Source organism: Salmonella sp. SAL04213 (assembly GCF_046550535.1).
Taxonomy (GTDB): Bacteria; Pseudomonadota; Gammaproteobacteria; order Enterobacterales; family Enterobacteriaceae; genus Salmonella; species Salmonella enterica.
In genome coordinates, this window is the sequence record NZ_JBGDXS010000004.1 from 213,028 (window position 1) to 229,048 (window position 16,021).

Sequence of the window (16,021 nt, forward strand, 5' to 3'; positions counted from 1 at the left end):
CCTTACTTCTTATGCCGAATACGCGGGTTCACCACGCCGTACAGCAGGTCTACCAGCAGGTTAACGAGAATAATCATCGTCGCTACCAGTAACACGCCGCCCTGCACTACCGGATAATCGCGGCGTTGCAGCGCATCGATCAGCCAGCGCCCCAGACCGGGCCACGAGAAGATAGTTTCTGTCAGAATCGCGCCCGCCAGCAGCGTCCCGACCTGCAGGCCGATCACGGTAACGACTGGCAGCATGGCGTTACGCAGAGCATGGACGATAATGACGCGCATCCTGGTCAACCCTTTGGCGCGTGCGGTACGGATGTAATCCTCCCCCAGCACTTCCAGCATCGACGAACGGGTCATACGCACAATGACGGCCAGCGGGATTGTGCCGAGCACCATCGCAGGCAGGATCATATGCACCAGCGCATCAATAAAGTTACCCTCTTCGCCCCAGATAGCGGTGTCGATCAGCATAAAGCCCGTCAACGGATTGGTATCATCAAGGAACACCATATCGCTCACGCGCCCGGAAACCGGCGTCAGGTTCCAGTGGACGGAGACCAGCATGATCAGCATCATGCCCCACCAGAAGATAGGCATAGAGTAACCGGTCAGCGCCAGGCCAACGGCAGTGTGATCGAAGATAGAACCGCGCTTCACTGCGGCCAGCACGCCCACCGGAATCCCCACGGCGACGGCAAAAATCATGGCGCAGACGCCAAGTTCCAGCGTCGCTTTAAAGCGAGGTACGAACTCCTCCCACACGGGAATTCGGCTTTTCAGCGAGATGCCTAAATCGCCATGCATCACCCCCCAGATATAATGGAGGTACTGCTGCCACATCGGTTTATCAAGACCGAGTTCAGCCAGCAGTTGAGCATGACGCTCAGGGGAAATACCTCGCTCACCCGCCATGATCATCACCGGATCGCCGGGGATCATGTGGACAAAGGCAAAGGTGAGAAGGGTAATACCGATAAACGTCGGGATAACGAGTCCCAAACGTCGGAGAATGAACTGCAACATAACCCGAATTCTCTCTCATGACGCACGGCCTGGAACCGTGAGTCTGTATTGCTCACAAATCTTATCCCACGCAAACTGCATCGCGGATAAAGCATTACGCCGGATGGCGCTGCGCTTATCCGGCCTACACAACACCGGGGCGCAGCGCTCTTTTAATTATTCGACAGAGACGTTTTCGAAGTGATGTTTGCCTAATGGATCAACCACATAGCCTTTAACTTCTTTACGCACTGGCTCATAAACCGTGGAGTGAGCGATGATTAGCGCTGGCGCCTGGTCATGCATCACAACCTGGGCCTGTTTATAGAGCTCAATACGCTTGTTATGGTCGTCGGTCGCACGCGCAGGCTGAATCAGGTCTTCAAACGGCTTATAACACCATTTTGAATAGTTGGAGCCTTGCTGGGCGGCATCGCAGCTGAACAGCGTGGCGAAGAAGTTATCCGGATCGCCATTATCGCCGGTCCAGCCCATCATCACCGTCTGGTGCTCGCCATCTTTAGCGCGCTTGAGGTATTCGCCCCATTCATAGGTGACAATTTTGGCCTGAACGCCAATCTTCGCCCAGTCCGCCTGGATCATTTCCGCCATACGACGCGCATTCGGGTTATAGGGACGCTGTACCGGCATCGCCCACAGATCGATGGTGAAGCCTTTTTCCAGACCGGCTTCTTTCAGCAGCGCCTTCGCTTTTTCCGGATCGTAGCCGTAGTCTTTAATATCGTCGTTGTAGCCCCACATTGTCGGCGGGATCAGGTTTTTCGCCGCAACGCCCGCGCCCTGATAAACGGCTTTGATGATGGCCTCTTTATTCACGGCATAGGTCAACGCCTGGCGAACTTTGACATCATCCAGCGGTTTTTTCTGTACGTTATAGGAGAGATAACCCACGTTCAGACCAGCCTGCTCCATCAGGTTGATGTTTTTATCTTCTTTCATGCGCGCAATATCCGCCGGGTTCGGATACGGCATCACCTGACATTCGTTCTTCTGCAGCTTGGCGTAACGCACAGAGGCGTCAGGGGTGATGGAGAAGACCAGACGGTCGATCTGCGGCTTCGTGCCCCAGTAGCCGTCAAAAGCTTTGTAGAGAATGCGGGAATCTTTCTGATATTGCACCAGTTGGAACGGGCCAGTGCCGACCGGGTTCAGATCCACTTTTTCCGGCGTACCGGCTTTCAGCATGTTGTCAGCATATTCTTTGGAAAGAATAGAGGCGAAGTCCATGGCTAAATCGGCAAGGAACGGCGCTTCCGGACGCGTCAGCACAAACTGCACCGTGTGATCGTCTACCTTCTTCACTTCGCTAATCAGATCCGGCAGCCCCATGCCTTCAAAGTATTCATAGCTGCCGCCAGACACTTTATGGTACGGGTTCTGCTCGTTTTTCTGCCGGTCAAAAGAGAACACGACATCATCGGCGTTCAGCTCGCGCGTGGGTTTGAAATCCTTGCTGGATTGCCATTTCACCCCTTTACGTAGGTGGAACGTATAGGTTTTACCGTCTTCGCTGATATCCCACTTCTCAGCAAGACCCGGGATCACTTCCGTGGTGCCGGTTTTGAATTCAACCAGACGGTTATAGATAGGTACGGAGCTGGCATCATAGGTGGTGCCAGACGTAAAGAGCTGTGGGTTAAAGCCTTCCGGCGAGCCTTCTGAACAATAAACCAGGGTTTTGGCCTGCACGCTTGCTGCAACGGTCATGGCCACCAGGCTCAAACCAAGCTTCAGCATCCCTGACTTCTTCAAGGAAATACTCATTCTTCTGCTCCAATTGTGATGTATGTTGTTTTGCCCTTTGCAAAGGCTTTTACCGCCCGGCCTTTTTTGTTTTTTACCTGGTCAGGTCAGTAGTGAGAGGTGGGGATTCCGTTCGCATAATCGACTGAGTTGCAGTGCGGATTCTCCATAAAATGCCCCTCATTCCCTACAATCTGTCAATAGAATGTCAAAACGTCAATACAGGTAACCAGCTTTTACAACAACGGTGAGAATTAACAAACAAAGATTAAAAAAAGTTCAGAAGGGTATTTTCAGCAGGGAAATTTGTGCTATGGGCAGAAAGGCAGAGTTATTCACTTAATATTTTGCAACAGTTAGTGATTAACAATTAGCCATTAATTGAAAAATTTCTTTCGATATGTTGATTATCTGAGCGATTAATACCACTAACGCTAAAACGCACAGGCGAAAATGCTGAGGTTATCCATAAGCCGTGTGCAAAAAAGAGTTATACGGACATTGAAAAACACCATCGAATATGTCACAAAATTGTAAATAAGTAGGCCGTCGTGCGGCCTACCGCGATCACAAAAACTAACTTTTGACCCTGGCCTGCGTGCGCTTTTCGCTCCAGTTAAACAACGAGTTCACCAGAATCGCCGTCAACGTCCCCGCTGCCATGCCGTTGCCAAAGACCATCTGTACGCCCGCCGGGAAATTCTGATACAGGCCGGGAACCAGTATAGGTAGCATTCCCATGGCCAGCCCCATCGCCAGCGCGTAGGTTTTACCCGGCGTATGCAGTGGCTCACGCGCAATCATATCAATGCCGATAACCCCGATAATGCTGAAGACAATCACCGCCGTACCGCACACCACCGAACCTGGCAGACAGGTCGCCAGACGTACCAGCGGCGCGAATATGGCAATCAGGATTAACAATCCTCCGGCAGCCGCAGTCACGAAACGCGATTTCACATTAGTGGTGCGTACCACCCCAATATTTTCGCCGGAAGTGATAATTAAGGAGGTGCCAAAAATCCCCCCCAGCAGCGACATTACCGCATCACCACGAATGGTACGTGGAATCGCCTGTTGTACATTTTGCGTGGAATTGACTATTTCCGCGGTCGCAATCGTTTGCCCGGTTGCTTCAGCCATAGAGATGACCGCGTAAATCAGTAAAGGCAGCGAGGCGGAGAGATCAAAAATCGGCCAGCCGAACGGCAAAAGCTGTGGGAAACTAAACAGCGGCCCGTGACTAACACCGCTAAAATCGGTGCTGCCCAGCGCCATTCCCAGCAACGTTCCCGCTAAAAGGCCGAACATCACCGCCAGCTGGCGCAAAATACCGCTAAACGCCAGCGCGAAAATCAGCGTTATCAGGATAGTCCCCAGCGATAAAATGATACTGGTTGGATGAGCGAAGTCGGCGCTCCCTGGCTGGCCAATGATCAACCCGCCGTACAGGCGAATAAGGTTAATCGACACCATTAGCAGCATGATGCCGATGATAAAGGGGGGAAAATGGTGCAGGCAGCGGCGGAAAATCGGCAACGCGATAAAGTAGAACAGCGAGGTCAGAATTACGGCGCCAATCGCGGTCTGGATATTGGTCTGTAAAGCGATCGCAACGAAAATCGCAATCGGCGCGCCCCCCGGTACCATAATAAACGGCAAACGCGCGCCCACCCCTTTCACACCCAGGCTTTGCAAAATAGCGCCCAGACCGCACATCAGAAAGGTCGCGCTAAGTACCGAGGCGGTCACCGTATCGGTAAAGTGGAGCGCTTTGGCGATCAGAAAGACGGAGGTAATGGGGGTGGCGGCAACGACCAGCACATGCTGAAGCGCCAAAAGTAAGGTGGTTTGCCAGGGTAATGCATCGTTATCCGGCGTAGTAAGGCCAGGTTGCGGCATGATTAACTCCCATAAAACATCAAAAAAATAACCGCCAGCGCGGGCTGGCGGTCTGTATTATTTTAACCAACTAATGGCATCAGCGGCATAGCGATGCGCACGGAAGGCGCTGTTCTGTTTTCCAGGAATAATGCCTTTACTGAGGTGCTCCGGATATTCATTAAAGAACGGAATGATATATTCCCATACCGTTTCGCCTTCCGGAGTAACTTCAAACAGGCGGCCAAACGCCGATTCACAGATAAAGGTGTTGCCGTTCGCCAGCCGCTGCGCGCTCCCCATATACGGCGAGAAAAACGCCGGCGGGAAGATATCGCGATACTGCCAGGTAATCGCTTTGGTCTGCGGATCGAACTCCAGCACCGTGGAATGCGGCGAGGTGACGCCGGGACGCAGGTTGCCGTTATCGAAAACCAGAATCGACCCGTTCTCCATCTCAACCGGCGTGTGCTGCTGCGCTACGACTTCCGGCCCTGCATGCCAGATAACCTTCCCGCTCTCTTTATCCACGGCAATGACGCCGGAAGTGGTACGCAGGCTCATCAGCACCAAGCCATCACGGGTGACGGACAGGCCGTTAATCATCGGCCAGTGGCGGCGGTCGAAAATATCATGAATCGGGAAATCTTCCGGATTCAAATGCTCCCAGGCGCGCCATTCCCAGACCACTTCACCGTCGCGATTGACCTCTTTGACGACGTCGCTCTGAATGATGCCGTCCGGCGCATCGCGGCGCGGGTCGCCGCCGGTAACACGGGCGGCGATATCGGCAGGCAACGGCGACGCGGCGGTATACAGCAGATTACCGTTCGCCAACCATTGCGCATCATGGTGATGGTAAATATCTTCGTAATGCCAGACGATTTCGTTATCCGGCGTCACTTCGTAGAAGTCGCCGCCGTGCCAGAGATCCCACGCCTGATAGAGGTTCGCTGAAGTGCGGTGGCTGCCGTTATAACCCAGATTACCGTTCGGCAGCAGCACCGCATCACGCCCGGCGCGAACCGGAAGCTGCCACTGATGCGCGACTTCGCCCTGCTCGTCCACCAGGTAAACCCGCCCTTCGGCGGTTTGCGGCGCAAAAAGCGTATAGCCGCCAAAGCTCTTCGCATTATCAGCGTAGATAAGGCCCGCCGGACGGCGTCCAAGGGTGAAAGTCGAATCCTGAGTTAAGTGTGCCACATCGCCTCCTGAGGAATAAATTTGCGCCAAAATACCCCATTAAAACGTTTTAATGAAGAGTTTTTTACGATCCTCACCGAAAAAAAGCAAACGTTACCGTCTGGTAAATATGCTACCCTGTGCGCAAATTTTCGCAGGTCAGGAAGCAGATGGCTGTTCAAAATAAAAAACGAGCAAAGTTGATTGATGTTGCCCGCCATGCAGGCGTGTCGCCAGGGACGGTATCCAATGCCTTGCACAACACCCGCTTTGTTGAGCCGCAGACGCGACGGCGTATTGAAGAGGCCATTGTTGCGCTCAACTACACGCCGAATATTCGCGCCCGCCAGTTACGAACCGGCAAAACCAATACCATTGCCTTGCTCTCTTCGGTGCCGCTGGCGATTGCCTCCGGCGCATCACGACTGGGATTTATGATGGAGGTGGCGTTAACGTCCGCGATGATGGCGCTGGAAAAACAGCATGCGCTGATTCTGGTGCCGCCGGGGGCAAATCCACTGGATGCCGTCAGCTTTGACGCGGCGATCCTGATTGAGCCGGCGGAGAACGACCCGCAGCTCCAGGCGCTGGCGCAAGCGGGCATTCCCTGCGTCACCATTGGCCGCACGCCGGGCACCGACACGCCTGTGCCGTGGGTTGAGCTGCACTCGGCGGCAACAGCACAGCTTCTGCTCGCTCATCTGGAGGCCTCCGGCGCCAGCAAATGTGCGTTATTTGTCGGTAACACACGGCGAACATCAGTTCTGGAGAGCGAAGCGGCTTACCAGCGCTGGTGCGCGGGGCGCCAGGACCCCGTCGTCTACTCTCTCAATGAAAGCGAGGGTGAAAATGCCGGCTACCAGGCCGCGCAGCAGCTATTACAGGCGCATCCCGACGTTGACGGCGTGCTGGTGCTGATCGACACCTTTGCCAGCGGCGCGGTACGCGCTTTTCAGGAACAGGCAGTCGCTATCCCAGAGAGGATGCGCGTGGTCACCCGCTATGATGGTATCCGCGCGCGCGAATCGCTGCCGCCGCTGACGGCAGTGAATATGCATCTTGATGAGGTGGCCCGACAGGCAATCACGCTATTATTTGATTTGCTGGCGGGCAAGAAGGTCAGCCACAGCGACGGGATCATGCCTGAACTGGTGGTGCGAGCGTCAACCTGCCGGTGATAGAGGATGGCTCGCCCTGCGGGCCGTTGCTGACGCAACGTTTTCTCGCTTCGCTCGGGTCGAACCTCTTGCCCCCGGAGGTTCTCATCCTCGTCAGGCTTCAGATACAAAAAAACCCTGCTCGTTGAGCAGGGTTTCTGAATTTGGTCGGTGATAGAGGATTCGAACCTCCGACCCCTTCGTCCCGAACGAAGTGCGCTACCAGGCTGCGCCAATCACCGAATGCGGGCGCATCTTACTGCTCAGGCGCACGCCCGTCAATCCCTTAGTCGCAAAATACAATTCAATCGGCGAGAAAGTCGGCAGACAACCTACTTCGCGGCGACTTTCTGCGCATCGGGAATATGGCACCAGTTGTTGTTCTGGTTAATGCCGCCATCCGGCGATGTATACCCCAGGCAGCCCATTATCGTATCGTACAGCTCCACATGACGACGCGGCACTTTGATCTCCGCCTGTTGTTTCAGGTGAGCGAACATCTGCGCATGTTGCGGACTGGCAAGATATTTATCCGACATCCATACCAGCATCGGAACACGGAATTGCTCCGGCGGCGCCATATTGCGCGGCGTACCGTGCAAATGTTCGCGTTCGTTAATCGACTCGCCGTGGTCAGCCGCGTAGAACACAATCGCTTTTTTATCACGTAGCTGATCGAACACACTGGTAATAAAGTGATCCACATAGGTCACGGAGTTATCGTAAGAGTTGATCATCTGCGCTTTCGTGCAGCCGCTATCGACCCCAATACATTCGGGCTTCCACTGAGCGTAGCTGCGCGGATAACGTTGCGTATAGTTAAAATGCGACCCCTTAGTATGCAGGATAATCAGATGCTTACCCTCCGGGTTCTGGGCAAGCGAGTTCTGCATCTCATCAATCAACAGCATGTCATCAACCGTTTTACCACGGTTACGCGGCTCGGCGCCGATCTGCTCGCGGTAGGAGATATTATCCGCCATGGTATTGCTATAGAACCACATCTCGCTCTGCATGGCGTACAGATCGGAACTGAATCCGAGCTGTTTGAGAACGGCAAACACATTCTGCTCTTTTAAGGTACGCTGCGGGTTATTATCCGCCCCGCCTTCCCGTACAAACATACAGCGTAAAGAAAGCTTCGTCGCGGTATCGCAAGAATAGCCGCGGAACGCCGCCAGATTTTTTTCCTGCGCCAGCTTCGGCGTGGTATTACGCTCGTAGCCGAAAATCCCCATGTGATCCCAACGGGTCGTCTCACCGATAATGAAAACGACGTAGGTGTCATCCCCATCCTTCGGCGCAACATAGGTAAATTTCCTGGCCGGGTTTATTAACGAATTATTGTCCGACGACTCATCTACCTGCGCCCAGGCATACAGCCCTAACGCAGATAACCAGTTTGAAGGCAGATAGGAGTTCGCCACCACGCCGCCATAGCTGGGTAAGTCGATACCTGTCGCCCGTTCAACCTTTTTTTGCTGTACATCCAGCAGGCGGATAGGCGCCCACACCATTACGCCTGCGAGTACCACTACAGCGGCGCTGCGAAAACGCTGCCCCGGCGTACGTAGCTGGCGCAACAACGTGTAGCGACAGTGGTTACTCCAGATAAAGATGAGCGGAAGCACGCTCACGGCAATTAGCCACAATACGAAGTGCAGCCCCACCACCTCTTTCGAGAGATCGATATCGGTGGTCATAACAGACGCAATAATGCCGTAGCCAATCACCACGTTCAGGAAGGTCATGTAATAACTGGCGCCAGCGGAAAACAGCACCACCAGCGTGGCCAGCACGCGCCAGACGCGTCGGCCAAACAGTGAAAGAAGACGAAGTAAGAAGAAAGTGACCAGCACCGTGGCGCCAAGTTCGACAACTGCGGAGAGGCCTTTCCAAATGGTAAATTCTTGCGCATAACTGCCGAAACGGCGGTAAAACACGGCGCAATTCATAAACAGACCGATATAGAGCGCAAGCAAGAAACTAAGTTTCTGTTGCGTCATCGATTTAATGTATCTCATGCAAACAAACCCTGGGAATCGGGATAAAAACGACCTGTACAACGATTCTTTAATCAAACAGGTAAATATGCGGCTAACGCAGATGTAAGAAAGTCTACAAGCACGGTTAAGTAGACCACAAGCAGAGGGGAAAGTGGCAACGGAGAGTGTGATCGGAGAAGATTTTTACAAAAAATCACTAAAAATGGAAAAGGGCCAGCGAACTGGCCCTCAGTGATTATTCGTATGTGACGCTAAAATTCACCGTCGCATTCGCTGGGCCAACGGTGGCATCCGGCTTAACAGGCACATAGCTGGCGATATAGTTCAGCTTGTTCGTACCATCAAACCAGACAGTGTGTTCGACAGGCGTAGAGTCGGTACTGGAGGGGTATTGTTGCTCCCCACCAGATGTTTTAATTTTTAACGCCACGCCCGTCGCGCCGCCGCTATCCAGGGCAAAAAGCGAGGGGTCAGTCGGGTCTGGAGAACCGTCCATCGTAACGCTGGCCTTTGTGGCATACGCGCAATCTTTTAAGCCGATGCTAAAGTTTTTCTGGTTCAGCTCTTTACCCACTTTTACCGGGCGCTGAAGCACCACAGTCTCCATATTGACGTCGATACTGTCGTTTTCCAGTTCACAGGTAGCCGCCTTAATAGTAATGGTAAAGTGGATATCACCAGCAGAACCGATATTCGACGGTGCCGCCATCGCGGAAGTGGTAAGCAGTAAACACGCTGGCATCAAAGCATGAAGGTTTTTCATCCTGCTTACTCCACATCAATACGCATGGTGGCAATTCCCTCGAAATCCCCGGCGGCCGGCAATTTGCCGGTGGTACTGATGGGGTAAGCCGAAATGGTTGTTGAGGCGGTACGGTGCGTGTCGTCAACAAGACCCGATACGCTCAGCTCCTGATTAACACTGGCGTCATTTGGCACCAAAATTTTACCGTTAGCACCCTCAATGATGGCACCGATATCCGGGTTGCCCATGTCGATGGCATTCGAATCATTAGCGTTTGGCATTCCCTCAATACGCAGGAAGATCTTTACGCCATCGGAAATATTGGTGCATTTAAACTGCAGCTCTTTGGTGAATTTCGTGGCGTTCTTTGCAACTTGTCCTTTGCGATCTTTAAAATCAGTGGCCTTAAATTCCCCAAACGGAATTTCCAGCGTGCTGCCGCTGGAGAGCTCACAGCCCTGTGGAACAATGATGCTCCCACTTAAATATACGGATGCCAACGGACTGGCATTATAAACGTCTACTTTGTGGGTTCCAAACAAGTCCAGTATCTTTGTACTCGGTATTTGCAGTTCACCGACAAATGGATGATTAATATAAAGAGATAATTTTCCTTTGCTTCCTGTTGTAAACCGTACATCACCCACAGTGCAGCCTGCTCTGGCGGCGGACAGATTATCTAAATTAGAAAATGGCGCTGTTTTATAATCCTGATAGTGTCCCTGAACCCAAACATCGACTGAAATCTGGATATTATTATTGATAATAAAATATTGGCGTTCGCCTTCGCTGTGGCCAGGAGCGAGGGGGGAAGTAGCTTTATAATATGTCGATGCCGTAGCAGTCCCCTCTGGACATTCACAAACAGCATCGTAATCCCCCCCTAAATCCCACGACCAAAAATCACGGAAAACCATACCTGAGGCATTCTTGGACGTATCGGTGATGGTTTTGTTCAGCGTGGCCGAAAAAACATGAGTCCCGCCGTCAGGCGTACACGCCCCCCAATCCGCTGCCGCCAGCGCCTGGCCAGAAAACAGCACCGACCCGCCCAGCAGGCCCGCAAACATCATCAACTTTTTCAACATAATCGTTTCCTTCCCTGTTACCGGCAGACGGCATTCGCCATCACCACGCCGGTATTATCCTGTTGTTCCGGCAGCGTAAACGCCACGCGGCATTGCTGTGCCTGGTCTTTACCCCAGTTCACCTGAAGGGCACCTTTCTCCGGCATCCCGCTGATATAAAGCTGACCGTCTTCACCCACAATGCTGCTGGACTCTTTTGTGGTATCCAGCAGCGTGGCGGTAGCACCAAACGGCACCGCTTTGCCATTGGCCTGCGTCAGGTTCATCAGCACGCGATAGCCCACTCGGGTATCGAAGCGGGCACGAACAATCGCGCCGCGCGTCGGCACTACGTTGACGGAGGCGGTATCCAGGTCAACCTGGTTGTTCAGGCTGTCGCTTCGCAGTGAGACTTCCGTTTCACGGTACGGAGTGAGATAAGGCACGACCGCATTACCCATCCAGTCCACTTCCACACCACCGTTGTTGATCACGTGCGCGCCGCGCGCCCCCGGCGCGGAGATAATGGCCATAGATTCACCCAGCGGTTGAGAAAGAGTGATACCTTCGCTATGGGCTATTACACCGCCGCGCAAACCGTAGTTCACCTGCTGGCCGTCACGGTTGTAGTTGTAACCCAGACTGGCGCTACCCACGCCGCCCTGGTAATCCAGGTTCACGCTGCCGCTGTTACCCACGCCGTTGCTGCCGTAGCCTTCCTGCACGCTATAGTTCAGGTTGTGGTCTTCCAGCGCGGTGCCGCTCACCCCTAACTGCTGGTTGGTTCGACCATGCTGATCGGTCGTGAGGTGGTAGTTACTCCACACGCGTCCCAGTGGAATCGACATGGAGAATGACAGTAAACGATCGCTCTCATCCCACTCCGGGCTTTTCGTCCAGGTGTAAGCAATGCTGTAGTTCACGCGGCCAATACGGCCGTTATAACCGGCATTCAGCGAACGCTGTTTACCTTCATCGTTCCAGTAGTCCTGCTGCGTGACGTTAAAATAGACCGAGCCCCAGGCGCCCAGTTGCTGCGTTACGTTGCCCTGAATCTGACTACGTTTGTGATACTGGCTATAAGAGCTGTCCGCATCGCTGCGCACATCCGTCGCTTCCTGGAAGGTGTAATAGCCGCTGGTCGAATACTTGTAACCCAGCAGACGGAAATCGGTACCGCTGTTAAAGCTCTTGGAGTAGAGGAAACGATAAGACTGACCTTCCGAATTCTCCTCATTTGCCAGCTTGCTTTTTGCCTGGGTTACATCGATGGAGATCGCGCCGATATAGCCGAAGTTTTTACCTAATCCTCCCGCCAGCGAGTAATAGTCGTCAGAGAAGATCGCACCACCGTAAACGGTAAAGCCATATGGCAGACCGTACATGGCATCAAGCTGCCCGAATTTCGGCTCGGCGCTGTTATAGTTCCCGGCACGGTATTCCCCAGCGGAAAGGCTGTACTTGAGATGGCCTTCACGCTGGAGGAGCGCCACCGAGGAGAACGGCTGAACGAACTTCTGCTCACTGCCGTCCGATTCTTTAATGGTGACCGTCAGGTCGCCGCTGTTTGAGGTTGGATACAGGTCGTTAATTTCAAACGCACCCGGCTGAACAAACGTACGGTAAATAACGTAGTTGTTCTGCTCAACGGTGACTTCGGCGTTACTTTTGGCAATACCCCGGATGACGGGCGCAAACCCGCGCTGGCTGTCAGGCAGCATCTCTTCGTCAGAAGTTAACTGCACCCCGCGCATCTGAACGCTGTCAAAAATATCACCGGCGGTGGAGGTATCCCCCAACGTCAGCTGTGATTTCAGCGGCACAATGGCGCGGCTTAGGGATGTGCCAATGTTATCCCATGTGTTGTTACCGTCGTTTCGCGTCCAGGTACTATAGTTACGTAATCGCCATGCCCCCAGGTTCATACCGCTGCGCAGGTTCAGATAGTAGCTGTCGCTGTTGTAGTTGGTCTCACTGTCGTGCGCGTCATAGCTGGCGTTGCTGCCGGAGAAGTTATAATCCACCAGCAGGGCATTCACCCCTTCGTCCCACTGCGATTCTGGCACCGTACCGCGCGCTGTCTGCTTCATCGCAGCCTGCGGGAAGCTCATGATCAGGGTCTGGTCTGCAAAATCGAAATGGCTGGCGGCCTGGGGAATAATGTCGTCAAAAGCAACACAGGCTTCAGGCGGGGCCATTTTCAGCGCCGGGAAGCTATCAATACGCACGCCCATATCTTCAAGCTGCACGCGGCTTAAGCACGGCACCAGGGATTCACCCATTTTTGCGCGCTGCGCCTCTGTCGCTGCCTTAAACTCCAGGGTGCGAGACTCCATTTTTTTTTCGTTGACCACCACCGAGACGCGGTATTTACCTGGCAGGTGTTCAGCTTTATTGGATTCATACATTGAAAGGTCAACGTGCTGATCAATACCCGGCACATCCTCCAGAAAGCGCGGGTTAAATGTTCCCGCATACGCGGGGAGCGTACTCGCTATCATCAGCGCAAGCGCAGACTGCGTAAAACGCGAGGTCTTATTGCCCAGAGGAAGATGCGTCCATGTCATAGTAATAATCCTTTAAAACGTGTTAGTTAACGCGCTGTGTCAACATGTCGCCAGCCGTGCCAAAGTCATTAATAATGTTGTATTTAACTTCGCTTACCTTGCCGGTGCCGGCTGGCAATTCAATATTCAATGAGCCTTTTGCCGGAACCATTCCCGTTTTTTCAATATCACGGCCGTTGGCATAAAATTTATTAAACGTCAGGTTAAAGGCAGATGGATTTTCCACTTTGATCTGGTTAGCCCCTGCGCTGGTGAACTGCAGTTTGTTCCAGCCGTCCATGCTATTGCCTTTCAGGCCCGCCGGACGATAGAACAGTTTTAAGCGGGTACGTACGGCGATCTGCAGTACGTTTTTAGCTTCCGCGTCTTCACTTTTGGCAGGAATAGCTTTTACGTTAATCCAATAAACGGACTCGCGATCCTGCGGTAACGTGCTCGTCGTATTAACAATACGTAAAACGTTATTTTTAGTCGGGCTTAATTTAAATAACGGCGGAGTGATAATAAAGGGCGTCTTTTTATTACCGTTAGCATCATCAATCCATGACTGAATGAGAAATTCATCCGTGGTGCTTTTATTATTTACCGTAAGAGAAGCTTCCTTTCTACTACCGTCATAAATAACACGTGTGCTGCTTAATGCCACGCCACCGGCAAAACTGTTTTGAGCAATCAGCGCCAGCACCAGTGCTGTGCAAGATATCAAACGTGAGCGGTTCATGATTCTCTTCCTGAGCCTCCGCTGGAAAAAATGGCAACGGGATTTCCGTTGCCATTATGATTGACTGTATTAACGAAAATTCGATTATTCGTAGGACAGGTTGAAGTCCACTTCTGCGTTACCGTAACCAGTGGTTACAGTATCTTTTGTTGCAACGTAGTTAGCGGTGTAGTACAGCACTGTCTGACCAGCAGCCAGCGTAGTGGTGGATTTACCGGTGTTCATTTCAACAAGCTTGTTAGCGTTGTCGTAGATACCGATGCCCACGCCAGTTGCCGCACCTGCTTCAGTGTTAACAGAAACCAGTGTCGCGTCGTCTGCATCTCCAACGCCAGCGAAGCTCACGTTAACTTTGGTTTGAGAGGTGATGTCACAGTCTTCCAGTTTGATTTGGAAAGGCTTGGAAACAGATTTATCGCCAATGGCTTTGAAGATATTTTTCTTCACCTGACCCAGCACAACTTCCTGGTTCTGAGAGTCAGTAGAAACAACGCATGGCGCGTCAACGATTTCACCGGTGAATTTAATGGTGCCGTCACCAGATTCAGCAGCGAAAGCAGAAGTGGAAACTACAGCGAGAGCAGACAGAGCAAAAACAACTTTTTTCATTAAAAACTCCATTTATGACGGTAGATAACAGAACGCATCCTTAGGGTTATCTGCATTCTGTGAGGAAATGGAGTGTATAGAGGTGGGTATTGGATACTATAATTAGTATATATAAAAATATTTTTTAGTTAAGCTTAAAAAAAATAGAAATCAATATGTTACAAATGTAACGTACATAAATGTAAATTTTTATTAAGAATAAATTAATATAAATAATATATTATTTCTTCCTATTCATAAATAAGTTAAATGCATTCCTTATTTATTAGACGTTTTTTTAACTCCAATTGATTAGGTATTTGTGCTAAATAAAAATAAAGAGCACCAAATGGGTGCGCTGTACGCCTGGTGTTGCATGTGTTACGCAGACGCTTCGCTAACCCCCTCCCGCTGCGGCTGGCGAATAGTGGTGGAAACTGCCAGCAAGATGATTAACAGCGCAAAGATAACGCAGAAGGTTAGCACCCTACTTCCGCCACAAGCTCTGTTATCACAGCGTTTCGATGGTAATTTTTAAGTTAAAACCTGGCGCTCACCCCCAGGGTATACAAATAATCGCTATCCGTAGCGCTATTTTCCGCCTGGGAAAACGCCGCATACGCCGCCATGTGTGGGTTAAGTAACACGTCCGCGCCTACGGTGACATCCAGCCAGTTTCCCGCCTGATTTCCTGCGGTCATACGACTCAACCCGGACTGCGCTTTCCAGATATTTTCCCCAAACTGTTGGTTATAGCTGATTTGCGCCCAGGGACGGACATCGCCGAACTGCGAGTTTACCCGCCAGCCTAACGTACTGACGCTGGCGTGCCATAACGGATCGGTAAGTGCTAATGTCGTCGCGCTATCGCCATATTCGTTATACATTGATGACGTCGAACCGTCGTAATGCAACGCCGCGACCGGCCCAGTGGTCACGCGTCGGGAAAGCGGAAAATTCCAGCCCATACTGATACCGCTGGTCGCATCAAGCGGGGTTTCATCCGCCAGGCTAAGCACCGGACCCACCGTATTTTGCGTAGACTGAATACGTTCGGCCAGTATGTCGTTGTAATTCGGTTGGTGATCGCTGTCCCAGGTATAGCGTTCCGTCGTATGCCCCGGAGCCGCTTCAGCGATATATTCTTGTTGCCAGGCATACGTGGTATTGATAAAAAACGAGCAGGCCATAAGGCCCGCCAGACAACGCAATGTCCGGCGACCACGGCGTTTTCTTACAATCATCAACGCGACTCCAGAGTAGAGCCGAATTCGGCGATATTATTGTCATTGAATGAAGGATGTCGGGCATCAGCCCTGTATTAACTATTGTCCTTTTAGCG

The 16,021-nt window shown here is 52.1% G+C and carries 12 protein-coding genes, 1 tRNA gene and 1 other RNA gene; 1 reads left to right on the forward strand and 13 read right to left on the reverse strand.

Translation table 11 applies throughout. The annotated features are described in order from the left end of the window. Positions 1-2: 2 nt before the first annotated feature. The 4 genes from dppB to ACLJPQ_RS12820 all read right to left on the reverse strand — a co-directional run bounded on the left by dppB (position 3) and on the right by ACLJPQ_RS12820 (position 5,849). Complete coding sequence (gene dppB / locus ACLJPQ_RS12805) at positions 3-1,022, reverse strand: dipeptide ABC transporter permease DppB (protein WP_080184968.1); 1,020 nt, start codon at positions 1,020-1,022, stop codon at positions 3-5. Between the two features lie 156 nt (positions 1,023-1,178). Then, positions 1,179-2,786 carry a dipeptide ABC transporter periplasmic-binding protein DppA gene (dppA, locus tag ACLJPQ_RS12810; protein ID WP_000028047.1) on the reverse strand — a complete coding sequence of 536 codons (1,608 nt, stop codon included), beginning with the start codon at positions 2,784-2,786 and terminating at the stop codon, positions 1,179-1,181. 555 nt (positions 2,787-3,341) lie between these two features. Next, complete coding sequence (locus ACLJPQ_RS12815) at positions 3,342-4,667, reverse strand: uracil-xanthine permease family protein (protein ID WP_001136079.1); 1,326 nt, start codon at positions 4,665-4,667, stop codon at positions 3,342-3,344. 57 nt (positions 4,668-4,724) lie between these two features. Beyond that, on the reverse strand, positions 4,725-5,849 hold the full coding sequence (locus ACLJPQ_RS12820; protein WP_080184967.1) for an aryl-sulfate sulfotransferase: 1,125 nt from the start codon (positions 5,847-5,849) through the stop codon (positions 4,725-4,727). Between the two features lie 149 nt (positions 5,850-5,998). On the opposite strand from ACLJPQ_RS12820, the gene ACLJPQ_RS12825 reads away from it, so the two are divergent. Then, positions 5,999-7,006, forward strand: coding sequence for a substrate-binding domain-containing protein (locus tag ACLJPQ_RS12825; RefSeq protein WP_039519735.1), 1,008 nt, complete (start codon positions 5,999-6,001; stop codon positions 7,004-7,006). On the opposite strand, the gene ACLJPQ_RS12830 is transcribed toward ACLJPQ_RS12825, so the two are convergent. The 9 genes from ACLJPQ_RS12830 to ACLJPQ_RS12870 all read right to left on the reverse strand — a co-directional run bounded on the left by ACLJPQ_RS12830 (position 6,997) and on the right by ACLJPQ_RS12870 (position 15,923). Continuing rightward, positions 6,997-7,115, reverse strand: a non-coding RNA gene (locus tag ACLJPQ_RS12830) — RtT sRNA. The genes ACLJPQ_RS12825 and ACLJPQ_RS12830 overlap by 10 nt on opposite strands. A 35-nt stretch (positions 7,116-7,150) precedes the next feature. Next, positions 7,151-7,227: transfer RNA gene (locus ACLJPQ_RS12835), tRNA-Pro, on the reverse strand. Between the two features lie 90 nt (positions 7,228-7,317). Continuing rightward, positions 7,318-9,009 (reverse strand): kdo(2)-lipid A phosphoethanolamine 7''-transferase, encoded by a 1,692-nt coding sequence (gene eptB, locus ACLJPQ_RS12840; RefSeq protein WP_001269263.1) that lies wholly within the window; start codon positions 9,007-9,009, stop codon positions 7,318-7,320. Between the two features lie 217 nt (positions 9,010-9,226). Next, entirely contained in the window at positions 9,227-9,754 is a 528-nt protein-coding gene (lpfE, locus tag ACLJPQ_RS12845) for a long polar fimbrial protein LpfE (protein WP_000792959.1), read from the reverse strand. A gap of 5 nt (positions 9,755-9,759) precedes the next feature. Next, complete coding sequence (gene lpfD, locus ACLJPQ_RS12850) at positions 9,760-10,824, reverse strand: long polar fimbrial protein LpfD (RefSeq protein WP_000914405.1); 1,065 nt, start codon at positions 10,822-10,824, stop codon at positions 9,760-9,762. Between the two features lie 17 nt (positions 10,825-10,841). After that, a complete protein-coding gene (gene lpfC, locus ACLJPQ_RS12855) occupies positions 10,842-13,370 on the reverse strand; it encodes an outer membrane usher protein LpfC (RefSeq protein WP_000220316.1) in 2,529 nt (842 codons plus the stop codon). 22 nt (positions 13,371-13,392) lie between these two features. Then, a complete protein-coding gene (gene lpfB / locus ACLJPQ_RS12860) occupies positions 13,393-14,091 on the reverse strand; it encodes a long polar fimbrial chaperone LpfB (RefSeq protein ID WP_001082125.1) in 699 nt (232 codons plus the stop codon). A gap of 84 nt (positions 14,092-14,175) precedes the next feature. Next, positions 14,176-14,700 (reverse strand): long polar fimbria major subunit LpfA, encoded by a 525-nt coding sequence (lpfA, locus tag ACLJPQ_RS12865; protein WP_001518613.1) that lies wholly within the window; start codon positions 14,698-14,700, stop codon positions 14,176-14,178. Positions 14,701-15,218: 518 nt separating this feature from the next. Next, complete coding sequence (locus ACLJPQ_RS12870) at positions 15,219-15,923, reverse strand: autotransporter outer membrane beta-barrel domain-containing protein (protein WP_000637073.1); 705 nt, start codon at positions 15,921-15,923, stop codon at positions 15,219-15,221. Positions 15,924-16,021: the final 98 nt, after the last annotated feature.

Coding starts and splice junctions, on each gene's coding strand:
- dppA (WP_000028047.1), bottom strand. CDS start 2,786: ATGAGTATTTCCTTGAAGAAGTCAGGGATGCTGAAGCTTGGTTTGAGC.
- eptB (WP_001269263.1), bottom strand. CDS start 9,009: ATGAGATACATTAAATCGATGACGCAACAGAAACTTAGTTTCTTGCTT.
- lpfE (WP_000792959.1), bottom strand. CDS start 9,754: ATGAAAAACCTTCATGCTTTGATGCCAGCGTGTTTACTGCTTACCACT.
- ACLJPQ_RS12870 (WP_000637073.1), bottom strand. CDS start 15,923: ATGATTGTAAGAAAACGCCGTGGTCGCCGGACATTGCGTTGTCTGGCG.
- lpfB (WP_001082125.1), bottom strand. CDS start 14,091: ATGAACCGCTCACGTTTGATATCTTGCACAGCACTGGTGCTGGCGCTG.
- ACLJPQ_RS12825 (WP_039519735.1), top strand. CDS start 5,999: ATGGCTGTTCAAAATAAAAAACGAGCAAAGTTGATTGATGTTGCCCGC.
- ACLJPQ_RS12815 (WP_001136079.1), bottom strand. CDS start 4,667: ATGCCGCAACCTGGCCTTACTACGCCGGATAACGATGCATTACCCTGG.
- dppB (WP_080184968.1), bottom strand. CDS start 1,022: ATGTTGCAGTTCATTCTCCGACGTTTGGGACTCGTTATCCCGACGTTT.
- lpfA (WP_001518613.1), bottom strand. CDS start 14,700: ATGAAAAAAGTTGTTTTTGCTCTGTCTGCTCTCGCTGTAGTTTCCACT.
- lpfD (WP_000914405.1), bottom strand. CDS start 10,824: ATGTTGAAAAAGTTGATGATGTTTGCGGGCCTGCTGGGCGGGTCGGTG.
- lpfC (WP_000220316.1), bottom strand. CDS start 13,370: ATGACATGGACGCATCTTCCTCTGGGCAATAAGACCTCGCGTTTTACG.